This is a genomic window from Sphingomonas sandaracina (assembly GCF_036663695.1).
Classification (GTDB): domain Bacteria; phylum Pseudomonadota; class Alphaproteobacteria; order Sphingomonadales; family Sphingomonadaceae; genus Sphingomonas.
Genome location: NZ_JAXOJK010000003.1, coordinates 239,246 through 262,147 on the forward strand (window position 1 = coordinate 239,246; position 22,902 = coordinate 262,147).

The window sequence follows — 22,902 nt, forward strand, 5'->3', positions numbered from 1 at the left end:
CATGATCCGAATGGTCGTGGTGCTGCGGCCGGAGCCCGGCAACACGCGCACCGCGGCGGCCCTGCGCGCGCTGGGACTGGAGGTACGGCAGGTTCCGCTGTTCGCGGTCGTGCCGGTCGACTGGACGCCGCCCGATCTCACGACATTCGACGGGCTGTTGCTGACCAGCGCGAACGCCGTGCGGCATGGTGGTGCCGCGCTGGACTCGGTCAGACGCATGCCGGTCGTCGCGGTCGGCGCCGCAACCGCAGAGGCGGCGACGAAGGCCGGCTTCGCGGTCGCGGTGACCGGGACGGACGATGCCCGGGCGGCGGTGGCGGAAGCGCGCGACCGCGGCTTTGCGCGGCTGCTCCACCTCGGCGGACGCGACCGGAGCGAAACGGGGGACGGCGTGACGGCGATCACCGTCTATGCCAGCGACGTCGCCCAGATCGACGACGGCATCGCGCTATCGTTCGAGGATGGGATCGTGCTGGTCCATTCGGTACGCGCCGCGCAACGGCTGGGCGAACTCGTCGACAGGGCGGGCGCGCGCCGCGACAGGATCGCGATCGTCGCGATCAGCCGCGCGGTCGGCGACGCGGCGGGGCCCGGCTGGGCCGCCGTCTCGATCGCGTCGCAACCGACCGATTCCGCGGTGGTGGAACTTGCCGCGGCGGACGCGCGCACACGCGCGATTGACCATCCGTCGCGCGGCGGGGATAAGCATGCCATGAGCGACTACGTGCCGACCGAACGCCCACGGGCACGCGGACCCAAGATGGGCGTGATCATCGCCCTTGTCGGCCTTGCGTTCGTCGCCGGGCTGGGCCTGATGGGCTATGCTGCCAGAAGGCTGCCCTGGTTCGGCGGACAGGCGACGACCGCCGGGTCGGCCGCCGCCGCGCAAAAGGCGGCAGCGGGCAATTCCGGGTATATCCCATCGCAACCGCTCGGCCCGAACGGCGAGCCACAGGCCGCCGCGCCGATCGATACCGCTGTGCTCGCGACCCGCGAGGCGACGCTGGCGGGCCAGTTGACGGCGTTGGAGACGCGCACGGCGACGATCGCCAGCGATGCCTCCGCCGCGGCCGGCCAGGCGACGCGGGCGGAGGGCCTGCTGGTCGCGTTCGCCGCGCGGCGTGCGCTCGATCGGGGCGTGACGCTCGGATATCTCGAGGAACAATTGCGGTTGCGGTTCGGCCAGGCACAACCGCGAGCGACGACTGCGCTGATCCAGGCGGCGCGCCAGCCGGTGACGCTCGAGGATCTCCGTCAGGGGCTCGATACGATCGCGCCGGACATCACGTCCACGACCGGCGACGGCTGGCTGGACACGATCCAGCATCAGATCGACTCGCTGATCGTGCTGCGCAAGGCCGGGACGCCGTCAACGATACCGGCCGACCGGCTCGCGCGGGTCCGGCGTCTGCTGGAAGCGGACCAGGTCGAAGCGGCCCGCGCGGAAGTCGCACGACTGCCGGGCGCGAACCAGGCGAGCAACTGGATGGAGGCCGCAGGTCGCTACGTCCAGGCGCGGCGCGCACTCGACGTCATCGAGAACGCCGCCCTGATCGGTCAAGCCGGGCAGCCTCAGCCTGCGCCGGTAGTCATGCCCTCGCCCGTCACGGAGACGTCTACGGTCACCGACGAGAGCGCAGGGATGCCGGCGGGGGCGCAAGCTCCGGCCCAGAAGCAGACCGACCAGTAATAGCCAGCCGGTAGCGGCCCGGCGATACTGAAGTCGGTTCAACTGCGTCGCTGCGGCACACCGCACACGGATCTTGCCGCTGTTAATCTTCGTCGGCCACCACGTCCGACAAGCGGACGCGGTTTAGCCATTTACCTTACGCCAGTGCAGGTAGGTGCCGCGAAACGGACGGTCGACTTTAGGCGCTGAAACAGGCGATAGCTGTCCCACCTCAATACCGGCTATCCTGAAAAATCGATCGAATTTGAGGATAAGTTAGTTTCCGGGGCAACGGCCACGTAGCTTCCATTATACGAAGCGAAGCTACCAGATCGTTCGAACTATCCCCGTAGGACTTCCATCACGATCTTCTGGCGTTTAGCCGGCGCGTTACGCGGGTTGCCCGTGCCGAACGGCGGCTTTGGATCATATTCCATCGCCAGTTCGACCGCAGCGGCCATTTCATCGCCTGCGATGTGGCCGCATAGCGCGAGACCGAGATCGATCCCCGCTGAGACACCGGCCGAGGTCCAATATTTCCCGGCTCTGGTCACCCTCTCGCCTGTATATTCCGCTCCGAACCGGGCGAGATAATCCTTTGCCCTCCAGTTAGTTGTCGCTTTTCGCTCACGAAGCAGGCCCGAGGCGCCGAGGATCAATGACCCCGTGCAAACTGACGCGGTAATGATCGTAGTCTGGTCGAGCCGGGTGATGCTCGAACGTAAAGCTTCGCTGCCCATACATCGCCGGAGACCCTCGGTACTGCCGCCGGGGATCAGAAGGATTTCAGCGGATCCTACTTCGCTTATCGCGGCTGACGGTGCCAGCGAGAGGAAACCGTCACCCGTCCGACACGGCTTGCCGGTCTCACTAACAAATGTGATTTCGGTATCTGGCAGGCGAGCAAGAGGGTCATAGGCACCGATCGCGTCGAGCGCCGTGATGCCATCGAACAAGAGTATAGCTATTTTCATACCGCTTCCTTTTATGAAGCGGCCCAGGCGAGCGGCCTAATGTATGCCGCGCTCCCCGGTGGTTGACCACCTGTGTCGCCAGTCACGCAGCATGAGAAGTCTGCCTGCCTGTTCATGGATTGCAAGTACAAAGCGCAGCCTGCCCATGGGATCCGGATATGAGATGCCGGATCGCTGACGAATTACGAGGTTTGGGTGGAAACTGGCTCCACTGATTCTCATCGCTGCTTGTTCGGTAACGTACAGATCTAAATGTCATTCTTCAGTTTGCGCGGCCATGCGGGATCATAATCCGCTGGCTTCAATCGTCCGATAGCCAGCCACAGTCCGAGTAAAAGTAGATCAATGGCTAGCATTTGCGGCGAGCGCCGGATCCACCATTCGAGCGTCGCTATAAACATAACGGACAGCGTCAGTATCTTGGCTACCGCCCAAGCCGGCACAAATTCTATCTCTTCGTTTTCGGGCTTTACCGACAAATAAATATTCCTGAAATATAACCGTCCTCACACTACGCACCGGCACCTAAAATTAAATGAACGGCTGGTGAAACGATCCTCGAAAGAAACAGCCGGTATCGGGCTCGCATGTCGATCTGGCGAACGTCCGTGACTAGAGTGCTGGCAGCCGGTCGTCGCTTATGAAGACACGCGTTCGATCAGCGCCATTGCGCCGTGGGGTGCCCTGACCTTGGCGCCGTTGATGAAGAATATGAACGTCTCGCGGGGGTGGTTGGCCGGTATCGCATCGTCGACATAGGGCAGTCCCTCGGGCCGGCCGCCTTGCGCCCAGCGCCGTGCCTTGCCGGCCCAGTCGTCGAGCGCGGCCGGTGCGTAGCCGGCGGTGAAGCGCTCCTCGGCGTCCTCCAGCCGCGCATAGACGAAGTCGCCGGTCAGGTCCGCGATCGCGGGATAGTCGGCGGAGTGGGCGTAGACGATCGTCACGCCCGCCGCGCGGCACATCGCGACGAACTCGGGCACCGCAAAGCTCTCGTGCCGGACGTGGACCGCGTGGCGTAGCGCGAGGCCATCCTGTCTGGCGGGCAACAGCGCCAGGAAGGCGGCGAAATCGTCTGCGTCGAACCGCTTGGTCGCCATGAACTGCCACAGGATCGGCCCGAGCCGGTCGCCGAGCTCGACGATGCCCTGCCCGGTGAACTTGGCGATCGACTCCCCCGCCTCGGCCAGGACCTTGCGGTTGGTGCAGTAGCGCGACGCCTTCAGGCTGAACACGAAGCCGTCGGGGACCGCCTTGGCCCAGGACGCGAACGTGGCGGGCTTCTGGCTGCCATAATAGGTGCCGTTGATCTCGATCGCGGTGACGTGGGCGGCGGCATAGTCGAGCTCGCGTTTCTGCGGCCATTTCTCGGGGTAGAACGTCCCGCGCCACGGCTCGTAGGTCCAGCCGCCAATACCGATTCTGATGTCGCTCATCGGCGAAGTGTAGCGCGCGCGAAGCCGGTTTGGCGATGGTCCAATCGGGTGGCCATATCGGGAAATCGACGATGTGATTAGTGCAGACCGCATCGGCAAAGTCGCTGCCGTCATGGCAGCGACTGGAGCGGGCGAAGGGATTCGAACCCTCGACCCCAACCTTGGCAAGGTTGTGCTCTACCCCTGAGCTACGCCCGCTCTGGCGCCGTAGTCTCCGGTCTGAAGCGACACGGTGACTGGGTGAGGCGCGCTGTTAGCCCGGTGTTTCGGGAACGGCAAGCGCCTTCTGCCTTCTGAGGGGTAAAAATATGTCCGGCGTGGATTTGTAACGCACGAAAAAGGGGCGGACGTTGCCGTCCGCCCCCAGGCGTTCGATCGGACGAGGCCGATCAGAACTGGAAGTTCGCGCCTACCCGGAGCGTCCGGCCGACCGCGCCGATCTGCGTGTAGGTCGGGTTGTAGTTGACCGCGGCATAGTTGCCGGCGTTCAGCGGCGCCTTCTGGTCGAGCACGTTGACGACGTTGAAATACAGGTCGAACTTGTCGTTGACCTTCACGTTGCCTGTCAGGTCGACGTCGACGAAGTGCTTCACCTTGCAGTTGAAGTTGGGGTCCGTGCCGCCATAGGTGCTGCCGCCGTCGCACTCGGTGGTGCCGAACTGGTCGTACGCGACCGCCTTGTACCCCGACGTGTAGTATGCCGTCGCGGTGAGCGTGTACGCCTTGTAGTCGATGCTGTTCTGCCAGTTGCCGCGCCACGCCGGCGTGCCCGCGCCCGACGAGGTGATGTAGGGCGCCTGCGTGCCGACATAGTCGACGAACGGATCCGCATCGCTCTGCTTGAAGTCGTAATGGAGGATGTAGGTCGCCTCCGCACGGCTGGTGAAGTGGAAATCGTCGCTCGGCTTCAGCTGGACGAGGGCCGAGAAATCGAGCCCCGAGGTCTTGAGCGCGGCCGCATTGGCATAAGGCGAGTTGACGAACAGCGCGCGGGCGGGAGCGTTCGGGAACGAGGGATCGATCGAGTCCGGCGTCACGCTGTAGCCGGTCGGCAGCGCGGTGCCCGCATAATAGGCGGCGAGCGCCTGGTTCGAGAGCGGACCGCCGGTGATGACGCGAGTCTTCTTGATGTTGTAGTAATCGGCGGTGAAGCTCAGCCAGCGCAGCGGCTGGACGACCACGCCGCCGGTGAAGCTGCGCGACAGCTCGGGCTTGATGTCCGGGTTGCCGGCGGTGTTGAAGCCGATCGAATAGGACTGGTTATACGCACTGCCGCCCGAGCAGGTCGTGCCGGTCACCGTGGCGCCGTGCTGCGCCTGGAGCGAGCAGGGCGGCACGGCGGTGGTGAAGCCGATCACCGATCCCGACGTCTCGGCAAAGCTCGGCGCACGGAAACCCTTCGAGAAGGTGCCGCGCAGCGCGACCTGGCGGATCGGCGTGAACTTCACCCCGATCTTGGGCGAGAAGTGGCTGAACCCTTCCGAATAATGATCGAAGCGGCCCGAGCCGTCGATCTCCAGGCTCGTCAGGATCGGCGCGTTGACCTCGAAATAGGCCGATTCGACGGTGCGATTGCCGACTGCCGTGAACTGGTTGAGGCCGATCGTCGTGAAATCCGGGTTCTGGCTCGGATCGTTCTGCGCCTCGTAGCGGACCGAGCCGCCGACACCGACCTGCAGCGGACCGCCCGGAAGCTGGAACAGATCCTTGGTGATGACGCCCTGGACCATGTCGAGATCGCTGGTCGCCTGCGTGCGGACGGTCGGCGAGATCGATGCGCGGACCGCGGCGGTGTTCTGATCGGGATTGACGAAGTTATAGCTGCCGGTGGTGATCGCGGTCTGCAGCCCGGCGAGGTTCAAATAGCCGTTCTGCGTGATGTCGAGCCACGAATGCGCCGCGGTGATCGACGCCGAATAGCCCCAGCCCTCGCCGAACTGACCGTCGATGCCGGCGGCCGCGCGGATCACGTGGTTCTTGTACTCTGACGAGCTAGCGATGTCGCCGAACCGGTAGCGGATGGCGGCCGGGTCGTTGGGGAACGGGTTGTTGGGATTGTCGGCGCCGTTCGCCAAGGTCGCCGGTAGGACGATGTTCTGCGTGTTGACCGGGTTGGCCAAGCGGATCAGCGACGGGTTGCCCTGCGACTTCACGTCGTTCTGGAAATACGACGCGATCAGATAGGCCTGCGTCTTGTCGTTGACCTGTGCGGTGCCGTGGACGGTGACGCCGAACCGGGTCTGTTCGGGCTGGATCTGGCCATAGTCGGAAACGAGGTTCTGCTCGCAGCCCTGGTCGATGAATGCGGTGCCCGAGCGCGGCGTCGTCACGAGCGTCTGGCCGGCGGCGCACCCATTGGGGTTGAGCACCTGGAACGGACCGGTGGCGAGGCCGGTGCCCGACAGGATGTTGCCGGGAATGGTCTGCGTGGTGGGGGCGACGACCGCGCTGGTGGACTGGCCCGGCGCGACCGAGCCCTCATTGTTGTTGTCGCCGCCGATCGAGGTCAGATCCTTGGTGTTGTACGGGAAGCCGCGATCGCGATTGTAGATCGCGTCGTTGTGCTGATATTCGCCGCTGACGTAGAAGTTGAAGCCCTGCTCCTTCAGGCGTCCGGTGCCGAGCGTCAGCGTCGCGCGCTGGTTGCCGCCGTCGCCGCGCTGCGTCACGCCGCCCTCGACCGTGCCGTACGCGCCGACGATCTCCTTCTTCATGATGATGTTGACGACGCCGCCGATCGCATCCGCGCCATAGCTCGACGAGGCACCGTCTTTCAGCACTTCGACGCGGTCGACGATCGCGTTCGGGATGGTGTTCAGGTCGACGAACGAACGCTGGCCGTCATCCGCGAGCGGATAGTTGGCGGTGCGCACGCCGTCGATCAGGGTGAGCGTCGAGTTCACCGACAGGCCGCGCAGCGACACGCCCGACGAGCCCGCGCCGAAGCCACCGGTGAACGAGGTCGGGACCGAGCCGCTGCTGTCGGCCGAGATAGAGCGCACCGCGTCGGACACGTTGTTGATGCCGGCCTTGGCCAGCGAGTCCGAGGTCAGCACGGTGACCGGCGACGGCGTCTCGGTATCGGTGCGACGGAACAGCGTGCCGGTGACGACGATGTCCTGCGGCTGATCGGCGGCGGCGGTGGCCGGTGCCGGGGCCGGGGCCGGTGCCGGCGTCGCGGTCGGAGCGGCGGTTGGCGCGGGGGCCGGTGCAGCGGAAACGTCGCCCTGGGGCGGCGTCGAAACCGAAGTGCTAGGCTGGACCTGGGCATCCTGTGCGAAGGCAGGCGCGGTGCCGATCAGCCCGGCGAGGACGAGCGCCGACAACGCCGAACTCCGAAGCAGGGTCGGCCGGGAAGCGATGATGGTCATGATAAGCAATCTCTCACAAGGCCCGTCCCCTCCCCCCTTTGGGGATGGCGCGAGCGCGTTCCGTCATGGCCGCGTCATCCGGGGGGAAAGCGGCGCTGGGACAGGACTGCGGCCATGTCTCAAAACTGTAAACACTGGCGGAAAACTGCGGCATTTTCCGCGCGATCGTGTCGCAATATAGACACTGTTCCTGACGCATTTTTCATCGTTGCGTCATGGTCGATGACGAAGCGTGCATCATCCGCGAGGGGCTGAAACGCCCTGTCAGGCCTGATTTAACCGGCATCGATCGCACCCTGGATCGATGCCTAGAAAAAGATTCCGCTTGGCGACTCACCCAGTAGAACATTACAAGAACAGTTGTGAACGAGTCGTCCGCCCTGATTGCCCGCCTGAAGCGGATCGCCACGACGGGGATGCCGACCCAGGGTGATGGGCGCGCCGACGATGCGTGGCTGACGCAGGGAATGGCAAAGGCGCAGTTGCACGAGGTTTTCGCGACGATCGACGATGCGGCGAGCGGCGCGGGGTTCGCCGTGGCCTCGGTTCTGGCGGCCCGCGCGGCGCCTGTGATGTGGCTGCGGACCGAGGCGAGCGAGCGTCAGGGCGGACGGCTGCATGCGACCGGTCTGGTCGAGATGGGGCTCGACGTGACCTCGCTGGTGCTGGGTCTGGTCGACGACGAGGCGGACTTGCTACGCGCCGCCGCCGATGCCGCGCGGTGTCACGGGCTCGGGACTTTGGTGATGGAGTCCTGGGGCCGCGCACCCGGTATCGACCTGACTGCGACGCGCCGGCTGATGCTGGCCGCCGAAGCATCGGGCGTCACGATCCTGAGTTTACGCATCGGTGCCGAACCGGTGCCGAGTGCGGCTGCATCGCGCTGGCAGGTCGCTGCGTGTCGCTCGCGGCCGCTGGAGGCCGACGCACCGGGCAAACCTGCCTTCGACATCGAATTGCTGCGTCGACGCGGAGGCCAGGCCGGGCTTCGCTGGCGTGTGGAGTGGGACCGTGACGCGTACATCTTCGACCAAACCGCCTTCGCCTTTAGTGATCCCGCGGCGCTACCTGGCGCTGGTGTTTCCGTGGCTGCCGATCGAGCGACTGCGGACGATGCGGCCGCATTTGTTCGTCGGACGGGCTGAGACGCCGATCGCCTTCGTCGAGACGGTGTCGGGCGGAATCCGGCTGAAGGCGCTCGATCGCGAAGCGATGCGCGCCGGGCTCACCCCCGGTCTAACGCTCGCCGATGCGCGGGCGCGCGTTCCCGAACTCGAAGTGTACGAGCATGACGCGCATGCGGATCACGAATGGCTCGAGCGGCTCGCGGACGGATGCCAGCGGTATACGCCGTCGGTCGCGCTCGACGAACCCGATGGGCTGATCCTCGATATCGCCGGATGCGTGCATGAGTTCGAGGGCGAGCGCCGCCTTGCCGCCGATCTGGAGGAGCGTCTCGCGCGACGCGGGCTGCTTGTCCGCCATGCATTCGGCGACACGCCCGACACGGCACGCGCGCTCGCACGGTACGCAGGGGCGCCTGCGCCGGATGAAAAGCGTGCGGTGAAGCGGTTGCCGGTGGCCGCGCTGGGCCTCGACGAGGATGCGACCACGGCCTTGTCGCGGGCGGGGCTGAAGACGGTCGGCGACGTGATGGCGCGGCCGCTCGCGACGATCGCCGCGCGGTTCGGCGAGGAGGCGGCGATGATGATCCGCCGCCTCGACGGGTCGATAAAGGGACCGATCGTCGCGCGGCGCACGGTGCCCAAGATCGGCGTCGAACGCCGTTTCGCCGAACCGATCGCGCGTACCGAATACGCGCTGGAGATGCTGGCCGAACTCGCCACCGAAGCTGCGGCTCAGCTGACCGAACGGCATGAAGGCGGCCGACGGTGGGAGGCGCGCCTCTTCCGAGCCGACGGCCTGGTCCAGCGATTGCGGATCGAGACCGGTCAGCCGACCCGCGACGTGGCGCTGTTGATGCGGCTGTTCCGCGAGCGGATCGACAGCCTCGCCGATCCGCTCGATCCGGGGTTCGGATACGATCTAGTCCAGCTCGACGTCGCGCTGGCCGAAAAGCTCGACGCGTCGCAATTGAAGCTGGAGGGCGGCGAAGCGCAGAAGGGGGAGGTCGCGCAGCTCGTCGACCAGCTCGGCACGCGACTGGGCCGGGCGCGCGTGCGCCGGTTCTCGGCGCGCGACAGTCATATTCCCGAACAGGCCGAGCTGATGCTGCCCGCCGCCGAAGCCCCTGCCCCGACGCCGTGGACTGCGCCCGAGACCGGTGAGCCGCCGCTGCGCCCGATCTATCTGTTCGATCCGCCGCAGCCGATCGAATCGATGATGGCCGAGGTTCCCGATGGCCCGCCGCACCGCTTCCGCTGGCGCCGCACCGTCCACGATGTGGCGCATAGCGAAGGCCCGGAGCGGATCGCCGGCGAATGGTGGCGACGCCAGGATATCCCGACGCGCGATTACTACCGCATCGAGGACCGCCGCGGCCGCCGCTTCTGGATCTTCCGCCACGGCCTGTATTCCGAGATGGAAGCGCCGCGCTGGTATCTCCATGGCGTGTTCGCGTGAGCAGGTCCGCATGAGCGGTTTCGCATGAGCGGGGGGGGCGTCATGACGGGGTTCGCAGAACTGGTCGCGGCGACCAATTTCTCGTTCCTCGACGGCGCGAGCGATGCCGGCGCGATGGTCGGGCGCGCGGTGGAACTGGGTCTTGCCGGTATCGGGATCGCCGACCGCAACACCGTGGCGGGCGTAGTCCGCGCGCACCAGGCGTTGAAGAAGGCACGCGACGGTCTGCTCGGCATGGCGATGCCGCCGATCGATTTTCGCCTGGTGGTCGGTACGCGGCTGGTCTTCGAAGACGGTACGCCAGACATCGTCGCCTTTCCCGCGACGCGGCGCGGCTGGGGGCGGCTGACGCGGTTGCTGACGGTCGGCAATCGGCGGGCCGAAAAGGGCGGCTGCATCCTAGGGTTGGGCGACCTGATCGCGCATCATGCCGACATGATGCTGGTGGTGATGCCCGAAAGCAGCGCGCGTGGTGCGACGCCGGTGTCGCCGCTGCCGGAGGGGGATACACTTCCACAAAGCCACGCGCGCGATCTGCCGACGATCCTGCAGGCGGTGAAGCGGCTGGGCGCGGATTCGGTGTGGTTCGGCGTGACGATGCCGCGTGGCGGTCGCGATCGGCGGCGGCTGGCACGGCTCGGCCGGATCGCCGATGCGGCGGGCGTTCCGGTGCTCGCGACCACCGACGCGCTCTATGCCTATTCCGACGACCGCGACCTGCACGACGTCGTCACCTGCATCCGCGAGCGCACGACGATCCACAAGGCCGGGCGGTTGCTCGCCGCGAACGGCGAGCGGCATTTGAAGCCCGAAGCCGAGATCGCCCGGCTGTTCCGCGATCGCCCCGATGCGGTGGCGCAGAGCGCGCGGTTGCTGTCGCGGATCGCCTTCACGCTCGACGATCTGAAATACGAATATCCGCATGAGCCAGTACCGGAAGGTTGGACTGCGCAGGACTGGCTCGAACACCTCGTCCTTGAGGCGGCGCGGGCGAAATACCCGGACGGCATCCCTGCGAAAATGCACACGCTGCTCGACGAGGAATTTCCGCTGATCCGCGAGCGCAACTACGCCTATTATTTCCTGACGGTGCACGACATCGTCCGGTTCGCGCGCGCGCAGGATCCGCCGATCCTGTGCCAGGGGCGGGGCTCTGCGGCCAATTCCGTCGTCTGCTATCTGCTCGGCGTCACCTCGGTGGATCCGATGAAGTACGACCTGCTCTTCTCGCGGTTCGTGTCGAGCGAGCGCGACGAGCCGCCGGATATCGACGTCGATTTCGAGCATGAGCGGCGCGAGGAGGTGATGCAGTATATCTATCGCCGCTATGGCCGCGAGCGCGCCGCGATCGCCGCGACGGTGATCCATTATCGCCCGAAGAGCACGGTGCGCGAGGTCGGCAAGGCGCTGGGGCTGACCGAGGACGTGACGCAGCGGCTGACCAGCACGGTCTGGGGCAGTTTCTCGAACCGGTTCCAGGAACAGCGTTTTGCCGAGACCGGTTTCGATGTCGATAATCCGGAGATCGCGCGGCTGCGCGAGATGGTCGACCGGCTGCTCGAATTTCCGCGTCATCTTTCACAGCATGTCGGCGGCTTCGTGCTCACCCAGGGGCGGCTCGACGAGATGGTGCCGATCCACAACGGCGCGATGGAGGATCGCACCTTCATCGAATGGGACAAGGACGATATCGACGCGCTCGGACTAATGAAGGTCGATATCCTCGCGCTCGGGATGCTGACGTGCATCCGCAAGGCGTTCGACCTGATGCGGGTGCACGGCCACGGCGATCACCTGCTCGATACGATCGCTGTGGCGGAGGACCCGCGGGTCTACGACATGCTCTGCAAGGGCGACAGCATCGGCGTGTTCCAGGTCGAGAGCCGCGCGCAGATCAACATGCTGCCGAGGCTGCGCCCGCGCGTGCTGTACGATCTGGTCGTGCAGGTCGCGATCGTCCGGCCGGGGCCGATCGAGGGCGACATGGTACACCCGTATCTCAGGCGGCGCAGTGGCAAGGAGGTCGTCGACTATCCTTCACCCGACCCGAAGTTCGGGCCACCTGATGAATTGCAGCAATTGCTGCGCTTCACCTACGGCGTGCCGCTGTTCCAGGAACAGGCGATGAAGCTGGCGATCGTCGCGGCGGGGTTCACGCCGAACGAAGCGAACCAGTTGCGCAAGTCGATGGCGACCTTCCGCAAGGTGGGCGGCATGAACAATTTCCAGGCGAAGCTCATCGGCGGGATGGTTGCGCGTGGGTATGAAGCCGAGTTCGCCGAGCGCTGTTTCAAGCAGATCGAGGGGTTCGGGTCCTACGGTTTTCCCGAGAGCCATGCGTTGTCGTTTGCGCGGCTCGTGTATGTGTCGTCGTGGATCAAATGCTTTCATCCCGCGGTGTTCTGCTGCGCGCTCCTCAATTCGCAGCCGATGGGGTTTTACGCGCCGGCGCAGCTGGTGCGTGATGCGGTCGAGCACGGGGTGATCGTGCTGCCGGTCGATGTGAATGCGAGCGGTTGGGATAATACGCTGGAATCCTCCCCGGCACGGGGAGGGGGACCGCGCGAAGCGGGGTGGAGGGGGGCTTCCGCGAACGTATCGCTTGCGGATGCGCCTGTTACGGGCGGCACGCATAGGTCGTCGCCCCTTCCAGGTAGGACGTTTGCGGCGCACCCCCTCCACCATCCTGCGGATGGTCCCCCTCCCCGTGCCGGGGAGGATTTACGGCTCGGGTTTCGACAGGTCGATGGGTTTCGGGAGGATTGGGCGGACGAGATCGCCAAGGCGCGGGCGATCGGGCCGTTCGCCGGGATCGAGGATCTGGCCCGTCGCGCCAACCTGCCGCAGCGGGCGATGAACCTGCTGGCCGATGCGGATGCGTTCCGGTCGGTGGCGAAGGAACGGCGCGAGGCGTTGTGGGATGTGCGCCGGACGCCGCCCAAGCAGCTTGCGCTGTTCGCGGCGGCAGAGGTGCCCGAGCTTGGCGCCGAGCCCGATGCTCATCTGCCGGCGATGCCGCTCTCCGAGCAGGTGGCGGCGGATTACCAGACCACGCGGCTGTCGCTGAAGGGGCACCCGATGGCGTTCCTGCGGACGCGCTTCGCCGCCGAAGGAATCCTGTCAAGCGCGCAGGCGAATGCGACCAAGGACGGGCGGCGCGCAAAGGTCGCGGGCGTCGTTCTGGTCCGCCAGCGGCCGGGCAAGGGCAATGCGATCTTCGTCACGATCGAGGACGAGACCGGGATCACCAACGGGCTGATGTGGGCGCGCGACTTCGAGGCGAACCGCCGCGCGGTGATGGCGTCGCGGCTGATGGTGCTGGAGGGCGTGATCCAGCGCAGCGAGGAAGGCGTGACGCATCTGATGACGTCGCGGGTGCAGGATCGCAGCGACATGCTGCGGCTATTGTCGGAGGATCACGCGCTGGAGCCGCCGCTGGCACGCGTCGACGAGGTGATCCGCCCCGTCCTCCCGCGCGGTCCGGACGGACGCACGCCGCGCGCGATGCATCCGCACGACGTCCGCGTGCTCCCCAAGTCGCGCGACTTTCACTGAGGGCGATCGACCTTCAGCCCCCCGGCGGAGGCCGGGGTCCAGTTGGAACGGTCGGAGTAACGGGCGCAACCCTCGTCAGTACCGGTTCCCAACTGGACCCCGGCCTCCGCCGGGGAGGTGCTTATACGTAGGGTTTTGATGCGGACCGGTTCCGGTGCCCTCCTACCCCAAACCCAATCTGTCGGTTTCGCGGAGCCGTGGATGCCGGAACCAGTCCGGCATGACGGAAGAGCGCATGACGGATAGGAGTTGGGAGCTTCAGATCGACTATCTATCGGCTCCTCTATCCGCTGCATTCCTCAAACCCCTGTCATCGCCGCACATGCCGTAATCCATCGGCGAGTCTAACGAACACCGAGGGAACGCGGATGACCGTCATCGCGAGGCCGCCGCGTTTGTCGTGCATCCCGATCCATCCTAGAGGTGGCATTCGCCGCGGGCGCGCCCCAGATAGCGCGTCTGGATTACACGGGAGTTGAACTTGGCCACGCTTGGAATGTCCCCCGCGGAGAAGGACGCCGTCGAAGCGTTCCGTCGCGATGTCGTCGAACCGTCGATGACTAGCCTCGTGATCATCGATTTCTGGGCGGAATGGTGCGGCCCGTGCAAGGCGCTGACGCCGACGCTGGAGAAGGTCGCGGCGGATTATGCCGACAAGGGCGTCGTGCTGGCGAAGGTCGATACCGACAAGAACCAGTTCATCGCCGCGCAATTCCAGATCAAGTCGATCCCGACCGTCTATGCGATGTTCCAGGGTCAGCTGGTCGCCGACATGACCAGCGCGCGCACCGAATCGCAGCTGCGCGTGATCCTGGACCAGTTGCTCAAGCAGCTGCCGATCGAATCCGAAGCGGCGGACACGGTCGCCGAAATCGAGCCGTTGATCGCGATGGGCGAAGAGGCGTTGGCCGCGGGCGACGGCGAGCGTGCGCTCGGCCTGTTCCGCGAGATCGCCGAGATCGCACCCGAGCATCCGCAGGTCCATGCCGGCTTTGTCCGTGCACTGGTCGCGACCGGGCAGCTCGACGAGGCGACCGACTGGCTGGCGAACCTCGATCCGGCGATCGCCAAGGATCCCGCGATCCACCGCGCGCAGGCGGCCCTCGCCCTTGCGCAGTCGGCGCCCCCGGTCGAAGATCTGTCGCCGCTGGTGGCGGCCGTCGAAGCGAACCCCGACGATCTGCATGCGCGGTTCGCGCTCGCCAACGGGCAGATGGCGGCGAACGATCGCGACGCCGCCGCCGACACGTTCCTCGGCATCATCGCGACCGAGCGCGACTGGAACGAGGGCGCGGCGCGGACGCAGTTGCTGAAATTGTTCGAAGTCGTCGGGCTCGAAGACCCGTGGGTGTCTGGACAGCGACGGCGTCTGTCTGCGATCCTGTTCGGATGACCACCGAGTCCGCCCCCCCTCGCGCCACCACCACGCGGCTATCGATCTTCCCGTTGCCGGGGGCGCTGCTGTTCCCCGGCATGCACCTGCCGCTGCACATGTTCGAGCCGCGCTATCGGGCGATGATCAGCGATGCGATGGCGCGCGACCGGCGGATCGGGATGATCCAGCCGCGGAGCGGACCGCATGACGACGCCGATGCGCTGTACGACATCGGTTGCGTCGGCAAGATCGCCGAGGTCGAGGCGCTCGACGACGGGCGCTACAACGTCGTGCTGGAGGGCATCGCGCTGTTCCGGATCGTCCGCGAACTCGACGTGACGACCGCGTTCCGCCAGGTCGAGGCGGAATTGCTGCCGCTGATCGAGGACGATTCGCTGTCGCTCGGGCGGCGCTCGTCGCTGGAACTGGAATCGCGGCGGTTCGCCGACATGCAGGGCTATGCGGTCGATTGGGATGCGGTCGGGCGGCTCGACGACGAGAGCCTGGTCAACGGCATCGCGCAGATCGCGCCGTTCGATGCGGCCGCCAAGCAGGCGCTGCTGGAGGCGCCGGACATCGAACAGCGCGCCGAACTGATCATCCAGTTGATGCAGTTCTTCGGACGGCACGACGGCGACGAATCGGTGACGTTGCAGTGAGCGCGCTCGATCCCTGGCTGCTCGAACGGCTGGTCTGCCCGATGACTCGGACGCCGCTGCGCTATGACGAAGCGGCGCAGGAACTGATCTCGGACTCGGCGGGCCTGGCCTATCCGATCCGTGACGGCGTGCCCGTAATGCTGGTGGAAGAGGCTCGGCATATCGACGGGCCCTCTTCCCACGCATGACGTCGACCGACCGCCGCCTGCCGATACTGGGCGCGGTCTGGGCAATCGGGCTCTTGGCGTCGGGATGGTCGCCAGCGGACCGCGCGACGTGGTGGATGGAAGTCGCCCCCGTCCTGATCGCGTTTCCCGTGCTGATCGCACTCCGCCGCCGGTTTCGCTTTTCGACTCTGGCGTTGGTGTTGATCGCGGTCCACGGGTTGGTTCTGATGCTCGGCGGTGCCTACACCTATGCGCGCGTACCGATCGGTTTTGTCGTGCAGGATTGGCTACAACTCGCGCGCAATCCCTATGATCGGTTCGGCCATTTGATGCAGGGCTTCGTGCCTGCGATCGTGTTGCGGGAGGTTCTGATGCGGACCGGGGCGATCACCGCGCCGCGACTATTGGCCGTTACCGTGCTGGCCTATTGTCTCAGCGTGAGCGCGCTGTACGAATTGATCGAGTTCGGTGCCACCGTGTCGCTGGGCCAGGGCGCGGATGCTTTCCTGGGAACGCAAGGCGACGCATGGGATACGCAGTGGGACATGCTGATGTGCCTTGTCGGTGCGTCGGTCGCGCTGCTTATATTGTCGCGCGTTCACGACCGGCAGATCGAACGACTCGAGGGTTAGCGCTGCCGGATCCGGCCTAGCGGCGCGTGATCTCGACCGGTCGCCGGTGCTCCCAGCCTTCGCGTTCGAGTTCGGGCGTGTCGCTGTCGACCGCGGGATAGCCGATGCAGACATAGCCGATCAGTTGCCAGTTTTCGGGCAGATCGAGCGCAGCGCGGACGCGGTCGGCGTCGAGGATCGACACCCAGCCCAGACCGACACCGACACAGCGCGCTGCGAGCCACACCGTGTGCAGCGCCATGACGGCGGAAAACGCCGCAGTCTCGGGCATCGTTCGTCGTCCCAAGCCGTGTCCCTGGCGCGGATCGGGATCGACGAACACCGCGAGATGACAGGGCGCGTCGTCCAGACCGGCGAGCTTGAGGTGCGCATAACGCTCGGACCGCGTTGGCGACTGCGCCGCCAGCGCTTGCGCGTTGCAGGCCGCGAATATCTCGCGCACCGCCGCGCGCCGATCGGGCGCGTCCACCGTCACGAAGCGCCATGGCTGGCTGAGCCCGACCGACGGCGCGAGGTTTGCCAAATCGAGCAGTTTAGGCAGCAGTACCGGATCGATCGGATCACGCCGGAAATGCCGGACATCGCGCCGCCAGCGGATCAACTCGGCGAGTTGATCTTCGAACGCGTCGAAGGCCGGCGACGCCTGCGCGTGATCGTCGGAGTCCGACACGGCCGTCATGCTGCCGACTAGACCGTCATGCCCTGCAGCAGCTTCGGCAGGTCGCCCGACTCGCCGCGCGCCTCCGCCATGAAGCGGTTCTTGAGCGGCGGGATGGCGTTGACGGCGCTGATGCCGAAGCGACGCACGGCGCTGGCGGTCTTGCCGGGGAGGCCGAACAGGCGGGTGAGCGTGTCGGTGGCCGCCGCGGTCATGAACGTGTCGAGCCCGCGCCAGCGCTGGTAGCGCGCGAGCAGCGCGGCATCGCCGAGGTCTAGGCCGAGACGCTTGCCCTCGACCAGCACTTCGGCGAGCGTCGCGACGTCGCGGAAACCGAGGTTCAGACCCTGCCCGGCGATCGGGTGGATGCCGTGTGCGGCGTCGCCGATCAGCGCGAGACGCGTGTCGGTGATGCGCGCGGCGTGATGAAAGCCGAGCGGATAGCTCGACCGGGGTGTCGCCATCGACAGCGCGCCGAGGAAGCCGCCCATGCTCTTCTCCGCTTCCGCCAGGAATGCGCGGTCGCCGAGTTTCAGCATGCCGGCGGCGTTCTTCGCATCGACCGTCCAGACGATCGCCGAGCGGTGGCCATCCGCATCGTCGGGCAGCGGCAACAGCGCAAACGGGCCGCTCGCATAGAAGATTTCATAGGCGACGTTGCCGTGCGGCACCGCGTGATGGAACGCGCCGATGATCGCGGCATGATCGTAGGACCAGCGTGCCATCGTGATGCCGGCGGCCTCGCGCGTCGGCGAATTGCGGCCCTCCGCGACGATCACCAGCGGGGCACGGACGGTGTCGCCCGAATCGAGCGTGGCGGTGACACCCGATTCGGTGCGGTCGAGCGAGGTCGCGCGCGTCGTCATGCGGAGGTCGACATGCGGGGCGGCGGTCGCGGCGTCGAACAGGGTCCGGCGGAGCAACTTGTTCTCGTACATCGTGCCGAGCGCGCCATCGTCGGCCGCGGGGACGAAATCGAGCGCGCCGGGTTCGAGACCGTCGCTGACGCGGATCTGGCGGATCGCACAGCCCTGCCCCGCCAGCGTCGCGCCGATACCGATCGCATCGAGCATGCGGTGGCTCGCGCTCGCCACCGCCGAGGCGCGACCGTCGAAGCCGGGTGCCAGCGTCACCGCGGGGTCGGCCGGATCGATCACGATCGACGAAATACCGTGCACGTCGAGCGCCACGGCGAGCGTCGCGCCGACCAGCCCGCCACCGAGGATAAGTACATCTGTGTCCATGACCCGCTTTATCTCGCCTGCCCGTCGCTGCCAACGACGATCCGGGCGCAGCTTAACCCGTGTTGTCGCGTGGTTACCTTGACGTTGAGCCTGCCGAGGGCGATGCATTCTCTATTATATTGAATCTGGAGATTACGGGTCATGGCCAGCCGCGCGCAGCCAGCCTTGTGGCGTGAAACGGTGAAGGCGGGGGCGGTGCGCAGCGGCGCGCTGATCGCGGCGATCGCGTTGTTCGTCGGCACGCTGCTGATGGCACTGGCGCTGGCCAGCTATCATGCCAGCGACGCGGCGCTGAACACCGCATCGGGCGCCTATCCCGACAATCTGGTCGGACCGCCGGGCGCATGGTTCGCCGATATCGCGCTGACGCTGTTCGGGCCGGCGGTGGCGTTGCTGCTGCCGATCGGGCCGATCCTCGGCATGCGGCTATGGCGCAACCTGCCGGTCGGACGCTGGGGCGGAATGGTGCGCGGCGCTGCGATCGGCGTTGCGTTGATGGCGACAGCGCTGGCGTTCGTCTCGGGCACGTCGGTCCTCGCGCTGCCCGCGGGATGGGGCGGCGTGATCGGGCTGTCGGTCGTGAGCGGCGTGCATTGGGCGCTGGGCTTCATCGGCCAGCCGGTCGCCGAACTCTGGTCCGCCCGCGCGATTGGGCTGGTCGCGGCGATCGCGGGTGCGATCGTCTGGGGCAAGAGCGTCGAGATCGAACTCGGTGAGCGCAACTGGCGCTTTCCCCGTCGCACGCGGACCGAGGCGCTGGGGTTCGACGGCTATGACGATCAGGACGACGTCGCCGACGACGAGCCGCTGACCCTGACGCGCAAACCGATCGAGCCGCGCGCGATCGCCGAGCCCGACCCGCGTCCTGCCCCGGTGATCGCCGACCGCCAGAATGCGCCAAGCCAGGCCAAACCCAAGGAGCGCCAGTCGTCGCTCGACCTGCGCGACAATTTCACGCTGCCGAGCCTCGACCTGCTGACGCCGTCGCCGCCGAGCCAGGGCAATGTGATCGACAAGGCCGGGCTGGAACGCAACGCGCGGCTGCTCGAGAACGTGCTCGACGATTTCAAGGTTACGGGCTCGATCATCGAGGTGCGGCCGGGTCCGGTCGTGACGATGTACGAGCTGGAGCCTGCGCCGGGCGTAAAGGCGAGCCGGGTGATCGCGCTGGCCGACGATATCGCACGCAACATGTCCGCCATTTCCGCGCGTGTGGCGGTGATTCCAGGACGCAACGTGATCGGCATCGAGCTGCCGAATGCGCGGCGCGAGGCGGTCAGCCTGCACGAACTCGTCGGCAGCCAGACGTTCGAGGACCAGTCGGCGCAGTTGCCGATCATCCTCGGCAAGAACATCGCGGGCGATTCGGTGATCGCCGATCTCGCGCCGATGCCGCATCTGCTGGTCGCGGGTACGACCGGCTCGGGCAAGTCGGTCGGCCTGAACAGCATGATCCTTTCGCTGCTGTACAAGCTGACGCCGAACCAGTGCCGGATGATCATGATCGATCCGAAGATGCTCGAACTCAGCATGTACGACGACATTCCGCATCTGTTGTCGCCGGTCGTGACCGATCCCGCCAAGGCGGTCCGCGCGCTGAAATGGGCGGTCGAGACGATGGAGGATCGTTATCGCCAGATGTCCTCCGTGGGTGTGCGCAGTCTCGCCGGCTTCAACGACAAGGTGCGTGGCGCGAAGGCCAAGGGCCAGCCGCTCGGGCGGAAGGTGCAGACGGGCTATCACCCCGACACCGGCGCGCCGATGTACGAGGAGGAGAAGCTCGAATACGACGTGCTGCCGCAGATCGTCGTGATCGTCGACGAGCTGGCTGACCTGATGATGACCGCGGGCAAGGAAGTCGAATTCCTCATCCAGCGGCTGGCGCAGAAGGCGCGCGCGGCGGGTATCCACCTGATCATGGCGACGCAGCGGCCGTCGGTCGACGTCATCACCGGCGTCATCAAGGCCAATCTGCCGACCCGGATCAGCTTCCACGTCACGTCGAAGATCGATTCGCGCACCATCCTCGGCGAACAGGGCGCGGAGCAACTGCTCGGCAAGGGCGATATGCTCTACATGCCCGGCGGCAAGGGCATCGTCCGCGTCCACGGGCCGTTCGTGACCGACGACGAAGTGCGGCTGGTGGCGGATCACTGGCGCTCGCAGGGACTGCCGGATTACATCTCGTCGGTGACCGAGGAGCCCGAGGAGAGCTTCACGCTGGAGGGCTCGCCGACCGGTGAGGACTCGGCCGAGGACCAGCAATACCGCCAGGCGATCCAGCTGGTCTGCGAGTCGCAAAAGGCGTCGACCTCGTGGCTGCAGCGGCAGTTGCGGATCGGCTACAACTCAGCGGCGCGGCTGATCGAGCGCATGGAGAAGGACGGCATCGTCGGCCGCCCGGATCATGTCGGACGGCGCGAGGTGCTGCGCGATACCGAGGGGCATGCGATCTGAGGGGGCGATGTGGGGGTTCCCCTGCCCGTCATCCCAGCGAAGGCTGGGATCCAGAGCCACGCAGTCCGGCGCTTGTGACCCTGGATCCTGGGTCGAGCCCAGGATGACGGAGGTTTTGCCCGTTGCGGATCGTACCTCTCAGCGCGCGCGTTTAATCCGAATCCCCAGTTCCCAGCAGCCAGTTCACAGCGGGTTCAAGCCCGGTCCGGCAGAGGCCGGGCTTCAAGGAGATTTTGATGTTCAATACCCGCCCCGCGGTGATCGCGACGATCGCTGCCCTCTCGGTCGCTGCCGTGCCCGCGCCGATCGCAGCGCAGGCGACCGGCGATCTGGCCGCCGTGCAGAAACATCTGCAATCGGTCGAGACGATGACGGCGAATTTCTCGCAGGCGGATCGCAACGGCAAGGTGCTCACCGGCGTGCTGACGCTGAAGAAGCCCGGCAAGCTGCGCTTCCAGTATGAGAAGGGCGTGCCGATCCTGATCGTCGCGGAAGGCGGCGCACTGACGTTCATCGATTATTCGGTGAAGCAGGTGCAGCGCTGGCCGATCAAGAACTCGCCGCTGGGCGTGCTGCTCGACCCGACGCGCGACATCACGCGCTATGCCAAGCTGGTCCCCGGTTACGACCAGCGGATCGTGTCGGTCGAGGCGAACGATCCCAAGCACCCGGAATATGGCCGGATCACGCTGGTGTTCGTACGCAATGCCAGCGCGCCGGGCGGGCTGATGCTGCAGGGCTGGGTCGCACTCGACAGCCAGAACAACCGGACGACGATCCGCCTGACCAACCAGAAGTTCGGCGAGGCGGTCAGCGACAACACCTTCCGCTGGAACGACCCGCGCCGCACGAATGGAAGAAAGTAACAAAACCTGGCGCTCATTCATGCAAGCGACAGGTTCCGATCTCTAGAGGGTGGCTCGCGGATGTGAGGCATTCGGGATTTTTCCCCCTGTTGCCCGGATGGTTTCCCCACATCCTGCCTGCGTGACGAACGCTGAGTTGGCCCTCGCTCCATGCCCCCGGAGCGAGGGTCTTTCGCGTGGAGCGGCAGGCAAACAAGTTTGCCCGACTCGCTCAAGCGCGGCCGACGAGCCTTGGCTCGTTCGACGGCATGGGCTTTGCCCATGACGCCTTCTCACCTCCAATACCCCGCGCAAAACCAGCATTGAGGTCAGTGGAAGCCGACCCACCCCCTGCCTCTCCCTTTCAGGGATGGGAGACCGTTGCGCGTCAGACGCTTCCTTGTCCCCACCCCCACGCGGCGCTACATCGCGGCCGTGAAGATCGTCTCCTGGAACATCAACTCGGTCCGTTTCCGGATCGCCATCGTCGAACAGTTTCTGCGCGACGAGCAGCCCGACATCCTGTGCCTGCAAGAGACCAAGGTCATCGACGGCGACTTCCCGTTGGAGGCGTTCCGCGCGCTCGGCTACGACCACATCGTGCTGCACGGCCAGCGCATGCACCACGGCGTCGCGATCCTGAGTCGGGTGCCGATCGTCGAGGACGACCGGTTCGACTGGCAGGCGAACAGCGAGGCGCGTCATGTCGGCGTCCGGCTGGAGAACGGCGTCCGGCTCGAGAACGTCTATGTCCCCGCCGGCGGCGATGTGCCCGACCGCGAGGTGAACCCGAAATTCGGCCAGAAGCTCGACTTCATCGAGCGCATGACGACCTGGTCGGAAACGCTGCCAGGCCCCACCATCCTCGTCGGTGACTTCAACATCGCCCCGCTCGAATCGGACGTGTGGAGCCACAAGCAGTTGCTCGACGTCGTCAGCCACACGCCCATCGAGGTCGAAGCACTCGGCCGGTTGCAGGCGGCGGGCGACTGGGTCGATCTCGGCCGACGCTTCCACCCTGCCCCCGCGCGGCTGTTCACATGGTGGAGCTACCGCGCAAAGGATTGGGCGGCGTCCGATCGCGGCCGCCGGCTCGATCACATGTGGGCGACCGGCGCTGCCGCCGAGGCCGCGGTATCGCATCATGTGTACGAGCGGTGCCGTAGCTGGCTGAAGCCGTCCGACCACGTTCCGATCATGACCGAGTTCGCGTTTTGACCGATCCCCGCACCGATCCGCTCGCCAATCCCCGCGCTAATCCACGCGCCAATCCACGGGGG

General features: G+C 66.1%; 16 protein-coding genes, 1 tRNA gene and 1 riboswitch. Of the genes, 11 read left to right on the forward strand and 6 right to left on the reverse strand.

Annotation, left to right across the window (positions count from 1 at the left end; all coding sequences use genetic code 11):
• The first annotated feature begins 1 nt into the window (after window position 1).
• Entirely contained in the window at window positions 2–1,690 is a 1,689-nt protein-coding gene (locus tag U1707_RS10540; protein ID WP_332800040.1) for a uroporphyrinogen-III synthase, read from the forward strand.
• Window positions 1,691–2,010: 320 nt separating this feature from the next.
• On the opposite strand, the gene U1707_RS10545 is transcribed toward U1707_RS10540, so the two are convergent.
• The 4 genes from U1707_RS10545 to U1707_RS10560 form a co-directional block, all read right to left on the reverse strand.
• Entirely contained in the window at window positions 2,011–2,643 is a 633-nt protein-coding gene (locus U1707_RS10545; protein WP_332800041.1) for a DJ-1/PfpI family protein, read from the reverse strand.
• Window positions 2,644–2,657: 14 nt separating this feature from the next.
• Window positions 2,658–2,739, reverse strand: a riboswitch (ZMP/ZTP riboswitch).
• A 542-nt stretch (window positions 2,740–3,281) separates the two neighbouring features.
• A complete protein-coding gene (locus U1707_RS10550; RefSeq protein WP_332800042.1) occupies window positions 3,282–4,076 on the reverse strand; it encodes a DUF72 domain-containing protein in 795 nt (264 codons plus the stop codon).
• 123 nt (window positions 4,077–4,199) lie between these two features.
• Window positions 4,200–4,274: transfer RNA gene (locus U1707_RS10555), tRNA-Gly, on the reverse strand.
• A 191-nt stretch (window positions 4,275–4,465) separates the two neighbouring features.
• A complete protein-coding gene (locus tag U1707_RS10560; RefSeq protein ID WP_332800043.1) occupies window positions 4,466–7,447 on the reverse strand; it encodes a TonB-dependent receptor domain-containing protein in 2,982 nt (993 codons plus the stop codon).
• A gap of 362 nt (window positions 7,448–7,809) precedes the next feature.
• On the opposite strand from U1707_RS10560, the gene U1707_RS10565 reads away from it, so the two are divergent.
• The 7 genes from U1707_RS10565 to U1707_RS10595 all read left to right on the forward strand — a co-directional run bounded on the left by U1707_RS10565 (window position 7,810) and on the right by U1707_RS10595 (window position 16,418).
• On the forward strand, window positions 7,810–8,592 hold the full coding sequence (locus U1707_RS10565; protein ID WP_332800044.1) for an ImuA family protein: 783 nt from the start codon (window positions 7,810–7,812) through the stop codon (window positions 8,590–8,592).
• Window positions 8,561–10,030, forward strand: a complete 1,470-nt coding sequence (locus U1707_RS10570; RefSeq protein WP_332800476.1) for a Y-family DNA polymerase — start codon at window positions 8,561–8,563, stop codon at window positions 10,028–10,030. Before U1707_RS10565 ends, U1707_RS10570 begins: the two co-directional genes overlap by 32 nt.
• Window positions 10,031–10,072: 42 nt before the next feature.
• The gene (locus U1707_RS10575; RefSeq protein WP_332800045.1) at window positions 10,073–13,585 is read left to right on the forward strand and encodes an error-prone DNA polymerase; all 3,513 of its coding nucleotides are present in this window, start codon (window positions 10,073–10,075) and stop codon (window positions 13,583–13,585) included.
• 496 nt (window positions 13,586–14,081) lie between these two features.
• Window positions 14,082–14,978, forward strand: coding sequence for a tetratricopeptide repeat protein (locus U1707_RS10580; RefSeq protein WP_332800477.1), 897 nt, complete (start codon window positions 14,082–14,084; stop codon window positions 14,976–14,978).
• Window positions 14,975–15,619, forward strand: a complete 645-nt coding sequence (locus U1707_RS10585) for an LON peptidase substrate-binding domain-containing protein (RefSeq protein ID WP_332800046.1) — start codon at window positions 14,975–14,977, stop codon at window positions 15,617–15,619. Before U1707_RS10580 ends, U1707_RS10585 begins: the two co-directional genes overlap by 4 nt.
• Window positions 15,616–15,807: a Trm112 family protein gene (locus U1707_RS10590; protein WP_332800047.1), complete on the forward strand. Its 192-nt coding sequence runs from the start codon at window positions 15,616–15,618 to the stop codon at window positions 15,805–15,807. The genes U1707_RS10585 and U1707_RS10590 overlap by 4 nt, the downstream gene beginning before the upstream one ends.
• Window positions 15,804–16,418, forward strand: coding sequence for a DUF2238 domain-containing protein (locus tag U1707_RS10595; RefSeq protein ID WP_332800048.1), 615 nt, complete (start codon window positions 15,804–15,806; stop codon window positions 16,416–16,418). Before U1707_RS10590 ends, U1707_RS10595 begins: the two co-directional genes overlap by 4 nt.
• A 16-nt stretch (window positions 16,419–16,434) precedes the next feature.
• Here U1707_RS10595 and bluB read toward each other — a convergent pair whose 3' ends face one another.
• Both bluB and U1707_RS10605 read right to left on the reverse strand, forming a co-directional pair.
• Window positions 16,435–17,097: a 5,6-dimethylbenzimidazole synthase gene (bluB, locus tag U1707_RS10600; protein ID WP_332800049.1), complete on the reverse strand. Its 663-nt coding sequence runs from the start codon at window positions 17,095–17,097 to the stop codon at window positions 16,435–16,437.
• 8 nt (window positions 17,098–17,105) lie between these two features.
• Entirely contained in the window at window positions 17,106–18,320 is a 1,215-nt protein-coding gene (locus U1707_RS10605) for a UbiH/UbiF/VisC/COQ6 family ubiquinone biosynthesis hydroxylase (protein ID WP_332800050.1), read from the reverse strand.
• 141 nt (window positions 18,321–18,461) lie between these two features.
• On the opposite strand from U1707_RS10605, the gene U1707_RS10610 reads away from it, so the two are divergent.
• The 3 genes from U1707_RS10610 (at window position 18,462) to U1707_RS10620 (ending at window position 22,840) form a co-directional block, all read left to right on the forward strand.
• The gene (locus U1707_RS10610; protein ID WP_332800051.1) at window positions 18,462–20,777 is read left to right on the forward strand and encodes a DNA translocase FtsK; all 2,316 of its coding nucleotides are present in this window, start codon (window positions 18,462–18,464) and stop codon (window positions 20,775–20,777) included.
• Window positions 20,778–21,013: 236 nt separating this feature from the next.
• On the forward strand, window positions 21,014–21,643 hold the full coding sequence (locus U1707_RS10615; protein WP_332800052.1) for a LolA family protein: 630 nt from the start codon (window positions 21,014–21,016) through the stop codon (window positions 21,641–21,643).
• A 414-nt stretch (window positions 21,644–22,057) separates the two neighbouring features.
• Window positions 22,058–22,840, forward strand: a complete 783-nt coding sequence (locus tag U1707_RS10620) for an exodeoxyribonuclease III (protein ID WP_332800478.1) — start codon at window positions 22,058–22,060, stop codon at window positions 22,838–22,840.
• The last annotated feature ends 62 nt before the right edge of the window (window positions 22,841–22,902 follow it).